Raw genomic sequence first — 17245 nt, forward strand, 5'->3', positions numbered from 1 at the left:
GAGGCCGCAGGAGAGGGGTGCGGTGGGATGAGGACTCGCGGAGCTCGTCCCTCCGAAGGGTGAAGCGGGGTGGTGAAATCGGAGGGCCGAGTTCCACGAGGCCGCAGGGGAAGGGTGCGTTGGATGAGGACTCGCGGAGCTCGTCCCTCCGAAGGGTGAAGCGGGGTGGTGAAATCGGAGGGCCGGGTTCCACGAGGCCGCAGGAGAGGGTGCGGTGGGATGAGGACCCGCGGAGCTCGTCCCTCCGGAGTGAAGCGGATGAACGAGACGACTGAAAACCAAACCTTGACGGACCATGGGGTGCCCGTGTAAATACATTGTAGTTACTTTGCATGGGCGATTACCATACATTGTGGGGACGACATGGACTTCGACTGGTCGCACACCTCGTTCCAGTTCATCGGGTCCCTGACGCAGCAGGACGTGGAGGAATCGTTCGAGGATCCCTTCGCGATCAAGCTGCTCCCCGACTCGCCCCGGTTCACGGCCCAGGCCCGGTTCTTCCACATGGGGCGCACGGTGGCGGGGAAGGGGGTTTTCACGGTGTACCGCACCAATGGGCGCCAGATCCGGGTGATCCTGGCGCGACCGTTCGAGCCCGAGGAGGCGTTCTTTTACGAGCGGAAGGTCAGTCAGGCCCTGAAGTAGGAAGCGGCGGGGGCAACGCTGGAGGATGGCGATGAATCCGATTGTGTCCTGGGACGAAGTGCCGTTGTTCGATCGCGAGGAGGCGGAGGTGGCCTTTTGGGAGGCGAACCGGATCGACCTGAGGCTGATGGAGTCTGCGGTGGCGTCGGGGCCGGACTCCTCGGAGTCGGTCACCATCACCCTGCGGATGGACCCCCGGATGCTGGCCCGGGTCAAGCGGCTCGCCCGGTCCCGCTACCTCAATTACCAGAGCATGATGAAGCAGTGGCTCAGCGAGCGCATGGAGGAGGAACTCAGAGGGCGCGGCGCTTGAAACCCCATTTCCGGACACGCATGAAGCTTTCTTCCAACCTTCGCCCGACACCGTCCGCCGGTTTTTCGCTGATTGAGCTGCTCACGGTCATCTCCATCATCGCGGTCCTGGCGGCGCTGACGGTGGGGCTGACGGCCGCGGCCAAGAATGCACGGGTGAATTCGCGGGCCCAGGCCGAGTTGCGGCAATTGGAGGCGGCGATCGAGGCGTACAAGTCGGATCGCAACGCCTATCCCCCGGACCATGTGCTGCCCGCCGCGGCCGGACAGCCGCGCCGGGTCGATCCCACCCTCAACCCGCTGTACTACGAACTTGTGGGTACCGAGGTGGTGGGGGGCCGGTTCCGGGTGAAGGGAACGAGCGATTCCCTGTCGCCGGCGGAAATCCGGCAGGCGTTCGGGCGCTCGGGGTTCCTCAATGTGTCGGTGAACCCGGACGAACCGGCGCAGACGTACCTGAGTCCGAAGGCATCCGGCGTGCGGCGGGTGACGGTGGCCGGCGGGGGCGAGGTGGAGCTGTTGGTGACCCCGTTCGACTGGCCGTTGAACGCGACGGAACCCGTTCCCGTGGCCGGGAGCCGGGCCAATCCATGGCGTTATGTCTCGACGGGACCGACCAACAATGTGGGCGGTTTCGACCTTTGGGCGGAGGTCATGGTCGGCAAGGAGAAGCGAGTGTTCAGCAACTGGTAGCGTTTATGAGGTCCTCGATCCGCCAAACTCAGGCTGTACGGACGGTGGCGGTGCGCTGGCGCGAGCAGCGTTGGTCCATCGACGTGAAATCCGTGCCCAAGCCGTCGGCCCGGCCGGCGGGCAAGGTGAAATCGTCCCGTGCGACCCCCGCCCCGAGGGTCTCGGTGCCGCGTCCGCCCGGGCTGGGTCGCGGGAGAATCCCAGTGACAACCCGCAAGGGGTTTTCGCAACCTTCGCGCGCTTCACGCCACCGCAGGTAAATCCATGAACGCGATTCGTCATTCCCGTCCTCATCCGGACCCGCGCCCACGCCGGCGCGCCTTCACGCTGATCGAGCTGCTGGTGGTCATCGCCATCATTGGCATCCTCGCCAGCATGCTTCTGCCGGCGATCGGCGGCGCGAAGAAGAAGGCGCAGATCTCGAAGGCCCGGACGGAGATCAGTTCGATCGTTGGCGCGGTGCAGCAGTATCAATCGGTGTACGGACGGTTCCCGGCCAGCCCGGCCCTGCGCGAGCGGGGGGTGAACGACAATTCGCCGGACTTCACCTACGGCACGCGGCACCAGGGGGCGCCCGCCAACCAGCAGCCCAACCTCGCGCCCCCGCGCGGCACCGAGGTGATGCCGCTGGTGGACAACATCGGGGCCGGGCTTACCTACCAGGTCTCGAACGCGGAACTGATGGCCATCCTGATGGATGTGCCGCGACGTCCCGACACCGATGCGGCGACGGTGAACGAGAACCATCGGCAGAACCCGCAGAAGAACGCCTTTCTCACCGCCAAGTTCAATTCGCAGAACACCGGTCCCGGCATGGGCACCGACCTGCTGTACCGGGATCCGTGGGGGATGCCCTACATCGTCACCATGGATCTCAACTACGACAACCTGTGCCGGGACGGCTTCTACCGGCGCAACACGGTGTCGCAGGATCCGGCGGCAGCGGGGCGCGGCCTCAACGGACTGGTCCAGGGGGCCGGGGCCTCGGATGCCTGGGAAATCCGGGCTCCGGTGGTGGCCTGGTCGTTCGGGCCCGACCGGGCCGCGTCGGTCAATGTCAAGGCCAACCAGGGCGTCAACCGCGACAACATCCTGAGCTGGCAGTAATTCCGAGACGCATGCGGTTGGCACTTCCAGAGCGAGGACATCGGAGCGGACGTGGGGCGAGGGCCTTCACGCTGGCGGAGTTGCTGGTGGTGGTGGTGATCATCGGGATTCTGGCCGCCATTGGCCTGCCGGCGTTGCGGGGCCTTGGGGAGTCCAATGCCATCGATGCCGCGACGCGGCAGATGCTGGACGATCTGGCGTATGCGCGGCTGCGGGCGATCAACGACCGGACGACCGTCTATCTGCTTTTTCCTCCGCCCAATGTGGAGGTGCAGGCCGGTCATCTGGCTCCTTATCGCCTCACGGGATACACCCTCTATTCGCGGCGTTCGGTGGGGGAACAGCCCGGACGGCAGAGCCCGCGGCAGCTCATTCCCTGGCGGACGCTGCCTGACAAGACCTTCTTCCCGATCACCAAGTTCGTGAACACGCCGTCGGTGACCAACGAGTACGAGCGGCCGTGGGCGGCGACCAACAACTTCACGCTGGTGATCACCAACCAGGTGTTCCCGGCAGTGAGGATGAATTATCTGGCGTTCAATCCCCTGGGCCAGTTGGTCCGGCACGACGCCGACGGCCGTCCGGTGTCGGGGCAGGACGAGTATGTGGCCCTGGTCAAGGGCAGCGTGGTCCATCCGAGGGAGACGGATGGACGGTACATCGAGCCGCCGGACCTGGTGGAGACGCCTCGTGGGAACCGGCGGTATATCCGGATCAACTGGCTGACCGGGCGGGCGTCGGTGCTGGGCGACGCGGTGGCGGATGCGTCGGGCCGGATCCAAATCCTGGGGCAACCGGAATGAAACTCGCATCCTTCCATCGTGGGCAGCAGCGGGGCGTGATGCGCCTTCCCAGGGTCGCCGGGAGTGGGGCTCTTCGGAGGGAGGAGTGCCGCGAGTCCGGGCCTTCCGTGACACGGGCTGAACAGGCCTTCACCCTGGTGGAGATTGCCCTCAGCCTGGCGGTGGTGGCCTTTGCGCTGGTGGCGATCCTGGGCGTCCTGCCGACCGGGCTGCGGGTGCAGAAGGACAACCGGGAGGAAACGATCGTCAACGCCGACGGCGCTTATCTCCTCGAGGCCCTGCGGTCCGGACAGGACCGCCTCGATTACCTCAGCAACTCGGTCTATCTGGTCACCATCAACTTCAAGAACGGCACCCGCCGGACGATTCCCAACGACTGGCCGGCTGGAGATCCGCGCCGGCTGTCCGGCCATTCCCTGCTCGGGCTGCTCGGAACGCCCAAGGCGGTGGGGCCGGCCGGGGTGAGCAATGTGGTGGCTTGGATCCGGGGGGTGAGCGGTCCGGCCATCGACCGCGATCCGGACGCCCGCGACGTGGCCTTCCGTTACCAGGCGATCCTCGAGACGCAGGCGTTCCTGGGGCATCCGCCAGCCACCACCAATCTCCTCGGCACCAACGACCTCGCCCGTGTCCATCAGCTCCAGTCCAGTCTGTATGAGATCCGGCTCACCATGCGCTGGCCGCTTTTTCGCGACAACGTGACCGCTCCCCAGAATGCACGGGTGGGCACGCGGAGGCGGACCTTCCGGACGGTGGTGGCCGGCTCGCAGTTCTACTACCCGACCAACCTGGCCAACGACGAGCGGATGGTCTTCTACTTCCAGCCTTCGCTTTACTGATCCGATGCGCCGCCCCACTGGTCACCAAGCCCGTTCCGCCCCGCCCGCAGGGTTCACCCTGATCGAGGTGATGCTGGCCGTGTCCATCACCACGCTGATCATCTTCGGGCTCTACGCGGTGTTCGATCAGACCCAGAAAGCCCTGCGCCAGACCGTCGCGCAGGTGGATGTCCTCGAATCGATCCGCATCGCCAACGACGTGCTGACCCGGGAACTGGAGACCGTCTCGCCGGCCGAACCGGGCAACGTCAACAGCAACCTGATCATCCACATCAACCCGGTGTCGGCGTCGGTCGATGTCATGGGACTGGGCGGGACGGACAATCCGGTGCTGAGAACCAGCCTGCAGGACATCTTCTTTCTGACCCGGCAGAACGACCAGTGGACGGCCATCGGGTACTGGGTGGGTCCGGTCAGCAGCAACCAGGTGGGGCAGCCGATCTCGGTGGGCCGCCTGTACCGGTTCGAGCACCGGGTTCACCAGGCCAATCTCGGCGGCACCAACCTGCTGGCCCGGTTCCAGAATCCCGTCCATCGCCTGGCCGATTCGCAGATGGTTCTGGATGGATTGGTGCATCTGCGGGTGCTGGCCTACGACTCCCATGGTCAGCCGCTCGTGCAGAACTGGGTGACGAATCCACCGGCCATCAATCTTCGGCCCTGGAGTGTGGACCCGGTCCGGAGCACGGAGACGGCCTATGGATTCAACGGGTACACCCGCCCATCGCTGCCCAGTCATCTGGAGATCGAGATCGGCATTCTCGAACCCCAGGCGGTGGCCCGGTTTGCGTCCATTCCGGTCGCAACCGAGGCGCGCCGGTACCTCGCCCGCAACGCGGGGCAGATCCACCTCTTCCGACAGCGGATTCCGCTGCGCAACGCGCCGCCCTACTGATGAATCGCCGTTCCCACGAGCAGGGTATCGCCCTGATCACCACGCTGATCATGCTGTCGGTGGTGACACTGATGGCGGTGACCTTCCTGGCCGTCAGCCGCCGCGAGCGCGCCTCGGTCACCACCAGCAGCGACCGGCAGGATGCCCGGGCCATGGCCGACGTCGCGCTGCAACGCGCCGAGGCGGAGATGGTGGCGCGGGTCCTCGCAACCGGGAATCTCCTCAGCTACGAGTATCTCGTCTCGACGAATTACCTGAATCCGCTGGGGTTCTTCCCGGGCAACACCAACATCGCCAACGTCAATTTCCGCTATCCGGACGGCTCGGCGGTGACGGGCGACGATCTGCTCCAGGTCTATCGCAATCTCCAGGTCGATCCCCGCGCCCCGGTCTTCATCACCACCAACGCCTTCACCGGGGCCCAGGATTTCCGGTTCTTCCTCGATTTCAACCGCAACGGCCTCTACGAGACCAACGGCATCCAGATCGAAATCGGCACCGACGGACTCTCGCTCGGGTTCACCAATTTCCATGTGGGCGATCCCGAGTGGATCGGTGTGCTGCGCCGCCCGGAACAGGCGCATTCGGGCTCGAACCATTTCGTCGGGCGCTACGCCTTTCTGATCCTGCCGGTGGGCCGGAGCCTCGATCTCAATTTCATCCACAACGAGGGCAAACGGCTGGGGGGGGTGTTCGACAACGGGTTCTTCCGCAACCAGGGGGTGGGGCCCTGGGAACTCAATCTCGCCGCCTTTCTCCGCGACCTGAACACCAACGCCTGGAACCGGTACGATTATCTCACCAACCTGGGAGTCTCGAGCCGGGAGATCGCCTTTGACAACGCCCGCACCCTCCTGAGGGAACGGTACCGGCTCGGACCTGCTGACGGAACCCCTTCGTTCAATCGCCTCGCCAGCGTCCGGGCGCTGTACCCCCCTGACCCGCCGTTCGACCGGGCTGGTACGGCCTTCCTGCGCGACGGCATCGACGGCTACGCGGATGGGCCGCTCCAGTTGGGCATCGGTCGTCCCTACGACCTGTCAGGCACGACGTTCACGATCCTCGACAACGACAATCCCGCGCTGCCGTGGCCCGGGGCGCCCAATCCCTCCCAGTATTTTGATCCCCAGGCGCTCTTCGCCCTGCGCGACGCCACGTCCGTGGTGCAGGACCGGTTCACCAACCGGTTGATCAGCATTTCGGTCACCAACAGCACCTACGACCGCCACACCTTCTACCGGCTTCTGGGTCAGTTGGGCACTGATTCCATCCCCGCCAACCGCGGCCGGATTCATCTCAACTACGACAACCGCCTGGATTTCACGCCGGGCCTGGAAGGAGTGATTCCCGGCGAGGTGATCGGCTGGCACGCCACGAATTTCGTTCCCTGGACGGCGGGCGCCTTCTTCACCAACGCCGCCGACCGCATGCTGAAGGCGCTGCATCCGCGTCCCGGCATCGATGTGCCGGCCGGGTCGGTCCAGATCGCCGTCACCAACATCCCCATCTGGCCGACCAATTACTACTCGCCGGCGGTGCATCGCACGCTCCAACTGGCGGCGAACATCTACGACGCCACCACCAACCGGCCATCGGCCACCGGGGCGCCGCACCTACCAACGGTGTTCCGGCCGCTGTTCAACGCGGATCCGGCGGTGCCGGGCGGACTGCGGATCGCCGATGTGGTGGAATTAGCGCAGCCGGTGGACGGGGCAGGGGGATACTGGCTGGAGGTCACCAACAGTCTTCGCGACCGCCGATTGGCGGGTTATCCCCTGATTCTAGGGGCCAAGAAGGGCCATCCGAACTTCAATGAATTCGAATTGCAGACGGTCGTGGTGGCCGGAAGGAAGATCGAACTGGAGAAGCGGTCACCGACAAGTCTGCCGATTTTCACCAACCAGCTCTACACCCTGGCCATCAGCAACGTGTTCGGGGTCGAATTTTGGAACAGTTATCGAGAACCGTATCCGCGGGAGCTTGAGCTGCGTGTGCATCTGGAGACGAGCATTGTGCTTTCCAATCAGTTCACTGCCATCCAGCGGACGAACGTCGTCATCAGCCATTCCTCGATAATTCCACCGAACACCTGGCAGGGACAGGAATTCCGGGTGCCAATTTCCACCAACCTACTCTTTTTGCGACCCTCGGTGTATCACACGATCCCGCGGCCCGGACCCAATCCGTGGCTGACTTCCGTCGGTACATCCTTGGGGCTGGGCGGGTTCGAATCTGCCGTCGGATTTACCCTGCCCACTTGGCGGCTGAGCGTCACCAATCGCCTGGTCGCCGCGCTGATCGACCGAAGTCTCCCCGGCGGGCGCTTCGTTGATTTCGTGGATCTGAAGGATCTCACCAGCCAGATCGACATCACGCGCGAACTCTTCGGCCAGCAGAACCTGGCGGGGGAGACCTCGCTGGTGGGTTCGTTCTGGGTGACCAACCGGGTGCAGGGCGTTCCGGAGGGCATCCGAAACCAGATCCAGGCGTCGCTGGGCCAGATCAACGTGCCGAACTGGCACAGCGCCTCGGCCGAGCCGTTGCAGGGCAACGACAAGGTCAAGGCCATCGAGCGGTTCCGACAGTTTGTCGGGCTGACAGGTGCGGGCGCCCCGCCGTCTCCCACGCTCCGGATGCAGGCTCCCTTTTCGCCGGCCATCAAGCTGCTCCATCAGAAGTCGTGGCAGGCCAACGATCCGCTGGTGAACCGGACGGTGTGGGATCTCGAGGACCCGGCGCGAACCAACCTCATCGAACGTCTGCCGCCGCTGTTCGTCATCGACGCCGAGCGGAGCAACATCGGGAAGATCAATCAGCGTTACCGCCCGTGGCAGCGGGGGCTCTACAGCAGCGGCGACGCCACCGACTTCGACCCGTCCCTCAAGGATCCGCAGATACGGAGTTCCGACGACTGGGAGTTTCCGACCAACGCGCTCCCGACCATCGGGTGGCTGGGCCGGGTGCATCGCGGGACGCCCTGGCAGACGGTCTATCTGAAGTCGCTGCCGCCCGATCCGGCGGCGGCGGCGGGCACGGCGCGCCAGTGGTACCGATGGTCCGGGCATCCCATCTGGCGCTGGCCGGGCGATCTGATTCCCCTGGGGACGCATCCGACCAATGACTGGCGGATTCTTGACCTGTTCACGACGGCGTTCGACGACAACGCCTCGCGCGGGTTGCTGTCGGTGAACCAGACGGGTCTGGCGGCCTGGTCGGCGGTGCTCAGCGGGGTGCCGATTCTGACCAACCAGGTGGCCGGAACGAATGTCTGGCCGCACATCATCGAACCCAACACCCCGGAACTGCGGGCCATTGTGGACGGCATCAACTTCGCGCGGTCACTGCGGCCGGCGGACCGGTTCAACACCCTGGGCGATGTGTTGAGCGCGCCCGAACTGACGCTGGCATCGCCGTACCTGAGGATGAGTCCGAGCCAGAACGGGATCCCAGCGGACGCGGTGGTCGAACGGATTCCGCAGATGGCCCTGGGCCTGCTCCGGACCGACGAACCGCGCTTCGTGGTGCTGGCCTACGGGCAGTCGTTGCGGCCGGCGCCGGCGTCGGTGGTGACCGATTTCGGGCCGTACTTCCAGATGCCCACCAATTACAGCATCACCGGCGAGTACGTGACCAAGACGCTGATGCGGCTCGAGCAGGTGTTCGAGCCGGACCCGGTGACCGGGATGGGCCGGTTCCGAATCCGGGCGGTGAAGGAGAGCTACAATGAGGTGCCTCCCATCGAATGACGGGGCTGCGGGAACGGTCCGCCGCCGCCTCCGTTCGCGCTTTCCGGGCCCCTGTGCGATGATCGAAGGAACAGTCTAGCCGTTATGCATCTGCGAACCCGTACCTGGCTGGTGATCTGCGTGCTCTCCATCATGGGAGCCGCGATCTTCTGGCGGCTGGGGGAGCAGCGCCTGTCCAGATCCCGTGGTGCCGCGCCTGCCCCAACCACACCCTTGCCCGCCGCGCCGACGCCGTCCGCGCCCTCGGCCCTGATCCCCCGGTCTGCGACGCAGCCACCCGGGCTGCGGGAGGAAGGCGCCCAGGCCGTCGCCGCGCGTGCCGGCACCGCCGCCGCCTTCGAGTCGCTCCGGTTGCGCAATTCGGAGCGGTCGGAAGAGGAGCTGTTGCGGGATGACCGCGTGGTCGTCCTGCGCAATGCGCTGATCGATACCGGGGTGGGAACGGCGTTGCCGATTCCCGAGTCACTGCGGGCGGAAGCCGAGCCCGGGTCCTATATCGTGCAGGCCGCCTCGGGGGTGACTCCGGCGTTCCTCCGGGCCATCGAACGGGTCGGTGCCGAGTCGGTTTCCTACCTTCCCCACCATGCCTACCTGGTGCGGGCGACGGCGGCCCAGGCCGCGGCGCTGTCGCAGGGTCCCCTGGTCCGGGCCGTCCTGCCGTTCGAGCCCTATTTCAAGCTGGAACCCGGGCTGCTGGTCCGGGCGGTGCAGGGGGAAGCGGTGGGTGAGGAGCAATGGCTGACGGTCACCCTGCTGCCGGGCGAGACCTTTGAGACGCTGGCGCCGTTGGGCGCGGAAGTGCTTTCCGAGTTCCCGACGCCGTTCGGCCCCGGTGGCGTGGTGCGGGCGCCGGGCGTGGAACTGGCCGCCCTGGCGAGGTCGCCGGCGGTGCAGGGGATCGAAGCGCATCGGCAACGGCGCCTGCTCAACGACCTGACCCGGTTTCGCCTGGGGACCACGATCGGGACCAACGCACCGGGCAATTTCACCAACAACTACCTCGGCCTCACCGGCACCAACGTGGTGGTCAACGTGAACGACACCGGGGTGGATTCGACGCATCCGGACCTGGTGGGCCGGGTCACTGCGAACCAGCCGGGATCGTTGATCGACCTCGACGGGCACGGCACGCACGTCGCCGCCACCATCGCCGGCACGGGGATGATGTCGTCCACCGTCAGCAATGCACCCGGTTCGGATCTGCCGGGCGCGGATTTCCGCGGGGTGGCGCCGCAGGCCGACATCTTTGCGCTGCCGATCGATCTGATCACCGGGCCGCTGATCTCGGACGCCTATCTGCAGCAGACCGCGGCGACCAACTACTACGTCACGCGGGGCCGGACCAATCTGCTGCTCTCGAACAACAGTTGGGGATACATCGGGGCCTTCGAGTACACCGTGGCCTCGGCCAGTTACGACGCCGCGGTCCGCGATGCCCTGCCCGCCATGCCCGGCGCCCAGCCGATTCTCTACGTGTTCGCCGCCGGCAACGAGGGGTTCGGAGGCGAGGACGGTCTCGGGGGCGAACCCAGCACCATTCGCGCCCCCGGTACCGGCAAGAATGTCATCACCGTGGGGGCCATGGAATCCTTCCGCGAGATCACCAACGAGGTGGTCCTCGTGGACTTCGAGGGGAACATGGTGACCAACCAGGTGTTCCTGGGCGATACCGACAGCGATTTTCAGGTCACCTCCTTCTCCGGGCGCGGGAATGTGAGCCCGGGCATTGAAGGGCGGTTCGGCCGGTTCAAACCCGATGTCATCGCGCCCGGCGCCTTCACGGCCTCCGCGCGGTCCAAGGACTGGGAGGATCCGCGGGCGTTCGGGTCCGCGATCGTCAACCGGATGGTGGATCAGCAGGTGAGTTCCGGAGGCCTCAACTTCTACTCGCTCTATGTCCCGCCGAATGCGGCGGAGTTCCGCATCCGGATCCTGCCGAATTTCCGGTCCCGCGATCCGTTCCCCGGCCTGCCGGTGTATCTGCGTTACGGCTCGTTCCCGACCACCGCCGACCTGGTCAACACCAACAACCTCGTCCAGGTGCCGCCCGACCGCGCGATGAATGCGGGCGACTGGTTCTACGCGGTGGGCAACACGACCGATGACACCGTCAGCTACGACATCCAGACCATCATCGTCACCGAAACGGAGTTCGGGGAGTACTTCGACCAGTTGAAGGAACTGAACGACGGGCTGGCGCCGCATTACCGGTTCGAGTCGGGCACCAGCATGGCGGCGCCGGCGGTGACGGGTCTGCTCGCGCTGTTCCAGGAGTACTTCGAACGGGAGGAACGCCCGGTCACACCCGCCCTCCTGAAGGCCCTTCTCATCAACGGTGCCCGTTCGGCCGATTCGATCTACAACTTCAACGTCCGCGACGTCATCAACCTGCAGGGCTGGGGTCTCGTCAACATCGCCCATTCCCTCCCGGCCGGGGAGATCGGGACGCCGACGGCCGAGGGCACGGCGGTGCAGTATGTCCAGCAGACCGGGCCGGACGCCCTGGTGACCGGACAGAGCCGTGTTTGGAACCTCGAGCTCGATCCGTCGGCCCTCGACCAGATCGTCAAGGTCACCCTGGTCTGGACCGATCCGCCCGGCAATCCCAGCGCCGGGATCAAGCTGGTCAACGACCTCGATCTCATCGTCCGCAACATCGAGACCGACGAGGTCTATGGCGGCAACGACATTCCGTTCCGCAGCGATTTCAACACCCCCCACCCGGATATCACCACGGTCACCAACGACATCATCAACAATGTCGAAAACGTCCTCATCCGGCCGCCCCTCGGCACCAATTACTCGATCGAGGTGCGCGCGCGCCGGGTGAATGTGAACGCCGTCACCGACCATCCCGGCGGTATTGCGCAGGACTTCGCGCTGGTGATCTCGGTGGACGACACCAGCCGCACCAACGCGCTGTCCCTGACGCGGGCCCCGGACCTTTCGGTGAACGTGCCGCTGCTGGTGTCGCCGACCAACGGACTGCCGCTGCTCGGCCGGCGGGTGGGCGCCAATCCGCCGGAATTCGGCATCGCCCCGGGCGCGACCAACCAGTGGACCTTCTTCGTCTTCACCAACCTTCAGATCTACACCCCGGAGGGCATCGGCATCACCAATGGATCGAACGTCGCGTTCGTGACCTTCCTGCCGCCAAACCTGGGCGCGCCACGCTACCGGCAGGCGGACATCGACCTCTACGTCTCGACAGATCCGCAACTCACCAACCTGGCGCCGGCGGCCATCGACGCCTCCTTCAAGTCGCGCCAGCCCGGCGGCACCGAGGTGGTCTTCTTCACCAACGCCCCGCTCGGCGAGGTCTATTACATCGGGGTCAAGTCGGAGGACCAGCAGGCGGCCGAGTTCGGGTTCGTGGCGCTTTCGAGCGACCTGCCGTTCGACGAGGATGACGAGTTCGGGAACCGGATCGTGAGGGGGCTGCCCTTCAATGTGGGGATTCCGGACGGATCGCCGGATGAACCGCAGGCGGCCTATGTCTTCGGGATCTCGACGCGGCCCTTCGAGGTGCAGCGTGTGATCGCCACCAACATCATGTCGTTCGACAGCACCGGCGACATCCTGGCGAACCTGAGTCACGACGACGCCTTCGTCGTGCTCAACAACCACGCCCTCGATCCCACCGGGTTCGGAGGGGTCTTCACGACCATTTACGACGACAGCGGGTCCGGGAATGTCGGCTACGGCAACCTGCTGGGCATTCCCACCGACGGGCCGGGGCGGTTGACCGACTTCATCGGGTCGGAGGCCGCCGGGGTCTGGATTCTGAGTGTGGTGGACAACGCCATCACCCAGACCGCCACCAACGTGGCCTTCAGCCTGCGGCTGGAGCCGACGCCGACGGAGGGTGAGTTCTATTTCACCCAGGTCGCCGCCAACAGCGTCAATTTCTACTACGTCGATCTTCCCTCCAACGCCACCAACCTCACAGTCACGCTGGCCTCCATCGATCCGGACGTGCCGCTTTTCGTGGCGCTCCGCCGCGGAAACCTCCCGACCTTCACGGAGTACGACAAGGCGGCCACCATGCGCGCCCCGGGCGGCGTGCTGAGTCTCGGTCGGCGCGACGTGCCCCCGCTCAATCCGGGGCGTTACTACATCGGGGTCTTCAATCCCAACCCGGTTCCGGTGAACTACGGCATCCTGGTTGAGGTGGATGTGGACCTGAACATCAGCGAATTGCGGTCGTATGGACTCGATGTGTTCACGCCCCTGGCCGACGACGCCCGCGTGGTCTCCACGATCTTCGTTCCGGATGACCTTCAGATCGTCGATGTGAAGGCCGGGATCCGGGTCGATCATCCGCGCGTTTCCGACCTGGTGTTCCATCTGGTCAGTCCGCAGGGCACCCGGCTCCTGTTGTCCGAAAACCGCGGCGGCGCGACCGGGCGTGCGTATGGCGGCGAGGCCGGTGGACGGCGGATCTTCACCACCTTCACCGACAGCACCAATCTCACCACCACGCCCATCAAGTTCGGAGTGGCGCCGTTCACCAACAGCGTGATGACCTCGACGGCCTCGAACCGGGTGGTGATCGGCGACGGCTTCGAGGAGGCGGCGCCGCGGATCTACCGCGTTGGCGAACGATTCCCGCGGGCGTGGCAGGTGACGGCAGGATCGGTGGCGGTGGTGCGGGCACCGGCGGGCAGCACCAACGTGATCGAAGGATCGCAGTATGTGGTGTTCCCCGATGGCACGGCGTCGTCGTTTGCCACCTCCTTCACCACCACGCCGGGTCGAATCTACCGGGTCCGATTCTACACGGGGCGTCTTCCCATCGGTCAGCCCCAGGGCATTTCCGTGTACGTGAACAACCGGCTGTACCATGAACTGCGCCGGGACCCCGGACCGCAGGCGTGGTACACCGACTCGTTCTTCTTCTCGGCCTTCGACCGGAACACGGTGGTCGAGTTCCGCAGTCCGCCCATCCAGACCGGGCGCATGGGGCTCGCGATCGACGCGGTGGTCATCGAGGAGGGGGACGTGCCGGGCAACGCCTACTATCTGCCGGAGGAACCGTTGAAGCCGCTCATCGGGGAACGCGGGGCAGGGGACTGGCGTCTCGAGGTCACCGATACCCGGGCGGGTCCCGCGGGGCAGGGCTTCGGCGTGTTCGACTGGCGCCTCGAGTTCATCTTTGCCATCCCGACGGTCGATGCCATCCGCCTCACCAACGGCGTGCCCTACTTCGGATCGGTGAGCGGGACGGACATCCAGTATTTCTATGTCGATGCCCCGCGATGTTCGACCTTTTCGGTCAACACGGTGGCCGGTGAGTTTGCCACGCTGCTGTTCTTCGGCGACCAGGGCGGGCTGCCGGTGGCCGATCTCACCCGGCCGGTCGATGACTACGGGCCTTATCTCAACATCCAGCCCGGCGGTCTCGCGCAGTTCCTGCTGACCACCAACACGCCGGCCCCGGCCCCGCTGCGGCCCGGGCAGAGGTATTACCTCGCCGTCCGCAACTTCCCGCCCGATCTCACCGACAATCCTTTCGGGATCATGGTCCAGTTCGATTGCGAGGACCCGCCCTTCCCGGTCCTCGAGACGCTGACCAACGGTGTCCCGCGCCGTGGCACCATCCCGCCCGGGCCCGGTCTGGACTACTACCAGTTCATCGTCAGCTCGAACGCCATCGGGGCGGACTTCGAACTCACGCCGATCGGGGGCAATGTCGATCTCTTCATCCGGTACGCCGCGCCGAACCCGAGTCCGGGCCCGGATGCCGTGGACGATTTCCCGTTGCCGAGCCCGACCCTGTACGATTACCGGTCGGTCGATCCGGACCCGGCGGCGGTGGACTGGGTCCGGGTGGATCGTGCGACCTTCCCGGTGCCGCTGGTGCCCGGCGTCTGGTTCATCGCCATCCAGAACACCGAGGTATTCCCGGTGGATTACTCGATGCTGGTCACCGAGGACTACACGACCATCGTGAATCTCACCAATGGCGTGCCGCATACGGCGGTGATCGGACCGTTGGATCCCGCCATGCCGCCCACCGGGGCCGAACTCCAGTACTACTCGTTCCTGGTGTCCTCGAACTCGATCCGGGCCCGGTTCGAGACGTTCGATGCCGACGGCGATGTCCAGCTCTATGTCCGGCGCGGCCTGCCGATTCCCACCGGGTTCGACAACCACTTCGCCAGCATGAACCCGGGGACGGCGGACGAGACGATCCTGGTGACCAACACGATGACGCCGGTCTGGCTGAGTCCGGGCTGGTGGTTCCTGTCGGTCGAGAACGCGGATGTCACCAACGTCAATTACACGATCCAGGCCACCGAATTCCCGGCCCTGATCATTCCGTTGACCAATAACATCCCCGTCACCAACACCATCGCCCCCGGCGAGGAACTCGATTACTACTCGTTCGAGGTGAGTCCGGAGGCGCTGGCCGCCCGGTTCCAGGTGTACGGCATGACGGAGAACGTGGAGCTGCTGCTGCGCCAGGCCCTGCCGGTGCCGACCTTCAACGACTACACCTACTCGAGCACGCAGGCCGGCCTGGCCATGGAGGACATCGAGCTGACGCCGTTCTCGTTCCCGGTGGGGCTGACCCCCGGGCCCTGGTATCTCAGCATCGTCAACACCAGCACCAATCCTGCCACGTATATCGTCCGTGCGACCCAGGAGACGGCGGTGGTGACGCCCCTGACCAACAGTGTCGCCTACAACGCAGCGATCCCGCCCGGACCCGACCTGCAATACTACCAGTTCCAGATGAGCTCGAACGCCATTGCGGCCGAGTTTCGCCTGACTTCGGCCGGGACAGGAGATCTGGACCTCTTCCTGCGGCTCGGTCCGCCCCTGCCGAACGGCGCCAATGCCCATTACGCGGCGGAAACGCCGGGGGTGGTGGATGAACTCATCCGGATCGACACCAATTCGTTCCCGGTGCCGGTCACTCCCGGGATCTGGTACCTCGCGGTCACCAATCGCGAGGCCTTCCCGGTGAGCTACGAAATCACCGCCACGGAGTTCGGGGTCGCTCCGCCCCCGGTCTCGGGTGTGATCACCAACATCACGGTGACACCGACCGAGGTATGCCTGACCTGGAGTTCCGCTCCGGGAACCAATTACTACGTGGTCGCCAAGGTGGACGTCCTCAATCCGGTCTGGACCCCTGTATCGCCAACGATCACCGCCGTGGATACCAGCACGACGTGGTGCCTCGTGCCACCCGGTCCCTGGCGCTACTTCGACGTCATCGAAGGCGAGTCGCCGGGCGTGCCCATCCCGAGCCCGATTCCCGATCTGCGCCTCGATGGCGACCGGATCTGCGTGAGCTGGGCCTCAGCCCCGGGGGCGAATTACTTCGTCCAGGGCAAACGCGCCTTCTCCGACACGGTGTGGATCACCCTCACGCCGCGCATCACGGCGGGCGGGGCGACCACGGAGATCTGCTATCCCATCGACTGGGGCTACCGCTTCTTCCGTGTCGCGTTGGGCGAGGAGCCCGCCCCGGTTCCCACCCCGGTGCCGTCCGATGACGTGACCCTCGACATGACAGTGGACCGGGTCTGCGTGACGTGGCCCACCCGGCCGGGCCTGGACTATCTCGTCGAGGGCAAGCGTTTCGCCACGGACCTCAACTGGACGGTGATTTCGGAGGCGTTGCGAGGGGACGGCACGCCGCTCTCGCTGTGCCTCGACGGCAGCACGGACTTCCGGTACTTCCGCATCATCGAGGGAGTCTCGGTGCCCCCGGGGCCGCCGCCGAGCATCGCCGTGCCCAATGTCCGGCTCTCTGTGGATGTGGCCTTCCAGCTCTGCCTGAGCTGGGATGCGCTGGTGGGCGGGGAGTACTTCGTCGAGGCCAAGGCGCGCTTCGCCGATCCCTCCTGGACCGTCATCAGCCCGATCCTCGAAGCCACCGGTCTCGAACTGAGCTACTGCCAGTCGCTCGGCTCCCCGTGGCGCTATTTCCAGGTGCGCCGTGTCAATACGCCGCCATCTGCCCCGGTGGCGATCGAATCGATCGTCCTAACGCCGGCGGGTCCGGCCATCCGCTGGTCTGGTCCTGCAGGCGCCCGGTTCCAGGTCTTCACGGCGGCGGGCCTGATGGGGCCGTGGTCGCCCCTCGGGGCGCCGGTGACCTCGGTCACGGGTTCCTACGAGTACATCGACAGTTCGCCCGCCGAAGGGCTTCGGTTCTACCGGATCGAACGGCTGCCTTGATCACGT

9 protein-coding genes are annotated in these 17245 nt (G+C 65.5%); all 9 read left to right on the forward strand.

The window, feature by feature from the left end:
- Window positions 1-363 precede the first annotated feature (363 nt).
- Window positions 364-648, forward strand: coding sequence for a hypothetical protein (locus tag KF833_22495; protein MBX3748087.1), 285 nt, complete (start codon window positions 364-366; stop codon window positions 646-648).
- 31 nt (window positions 649-679) lie between these two features.
- Entirely contained in the window at window positions 680-961 is a 282-nt protein-coding gene (locus KF833_22500; protein ID MBX3748088.1) for a hypothetical protein, read from the forward strand.
- 20 nt (window positions 962-981) lie between these two features.
- On the forward strand, window positions 982-1653 hold the full coding sequence (locus KF833_22505) for a type II secretion system protein (protein MBX3748089.1): 672 nt from the start codon (window positions 982-984) through the stop codon (window positions 1651-1653).
- Window positions 1654-1917: 264 nt separating this feature from the next.
- Entirely contained in the window at window positions 1918-2760 is an 843-nt protein-coding gene (locus KF833_22510) for a prepilin-type N-terminal cleavage/methylation domain-containing protein (protein ID MBX3748090.1), read from the forward strand.
- Window positions 2761-2771: 11 nt separating this feature from the next.
- A complete protein-coding gene (locus KF833_22515; protein ID MBX3748091.1) occupies window positions 2772-3563 on the forward strand; it encodes a prepilin-type N-terminal cleavage/methylation domain-containing protein in 792 nt (263 codons plus the stop codon).
- A 107-nt stretch (window positions 3564-3670) separates the two neighbouring features.
- On the forward strand, window positions 3671-4402 hold the full coding sequence (locus KF833_22520; GenBank protein MBX3748092.1) for a type II secretion system protein: 732 nt from the start codon (window positions 3671-3673) through the stop codon (window positions 4400-4402).
- Between the two features lie 4 nt (window positions 4403-4406).
- A complete protein-coding gene (locus KF833_22525; protein ID MBX3748093.1) occupies window positions 4407-5297 on the forward strand; it encodes a prepilin-type N-terminal cleavage/methylation domain-containing protein in 891 nt (296 codons plus the stop codon).
- Window positions 5297-9043 carry a hypothetical protein gene (locus tag KF833_22530; protein MBX3748094.1) on the forward strand — a complete coding sequence of 1249 codons (3747 nt, stop codon included), beginning with the start codon at window positions 5297-5299 and terminating at the stop codon, window positions 9041-9043. Before KF833_22525 ends, KF833_22530 begins: the two co-directional genes overlap by 1 nt.
- An 84-nt stretch (window positions 9044-9127) precedes the next feature.
- The gene (locus KF833_22535; protein ID MBX3748095.1) at window positions 9128-17239 is read left to right on the forward strand and encodes a S8 family serine peptidase; all 8112 of its coding nucleotides are present in this window, start codon (window positions 9128-9130) and stop codon (window positions 17237-17239) included.
- Window positions 17240-17245 lie beyond the last annotated feature (6 nt).

This window comes from Verrucomicrobiia bacterium (genome assembly GCA_019634625.1).
In the GTDB taxonomy this organism is placed as follows: domain Bacteria; phylum Verrucomicrobiota; class Verrucomicrobiia; order Limisphaerales; family CAIMTB01; genus CAIMTB01.

Bases quoted from the DNA above. Each gene is read 5' to 3' on its own strand.
- KF833_22495 (MBX3748087.1), top strand. From the start codon at position 364: ATGGACTTCGACTGGTCGCACACCTCGTTCCAGTTCATCGGGTCCCTG.
- KF833_22500 (MBX3748088.1), top strand. From the start codon at position 680: ATGAATCCGATTGTGTCCTGGGACGAAGTGCCGTTGTTCGATCGCGAG.
- KF833_22505 (MBX3748089.1), top strand. From the start codon at position 982: ATGAAGCTTTCTTCCAACCTTCGCCCGACACCGTCCGCCGGTTTTTCG.
- KF833_22510 (MBX3748090.1), top strand. From the start codon at position 1,918: ATGAACGCGATTCGTCATTCCCGTCCTCATCCGGACCCGCGCCCACGC.
- KF833_22515 (MBX3748091.1), top strand. From the start codon at position 2,772: ATGCGGTTGGCACTTCCAGAGCGAGGACATCGGAGCGGACGTGGGGCG.
- KF833_22525 (MBX3748093.1), top strand. From the start codon at position 4,407: ATGCGCCGCCCCACTGGTCACCAAGCCCGTTCCGCCCCGCCCGCAGGG.
- KF833_22530 (MBX3748094.1), top strand. From the start codon at position 5,297: ATGAATCGCCGTTCCCACGAGCAGGGTATCGCCCTGATCACCACGCTG.
- KF833_22535 (MBX3748095.1), top strand. From the start codon at position 9,128: ATGCATCTGCGAACCCGTACCTGGCTGGTGATCTGCGTGCTCTCCATC.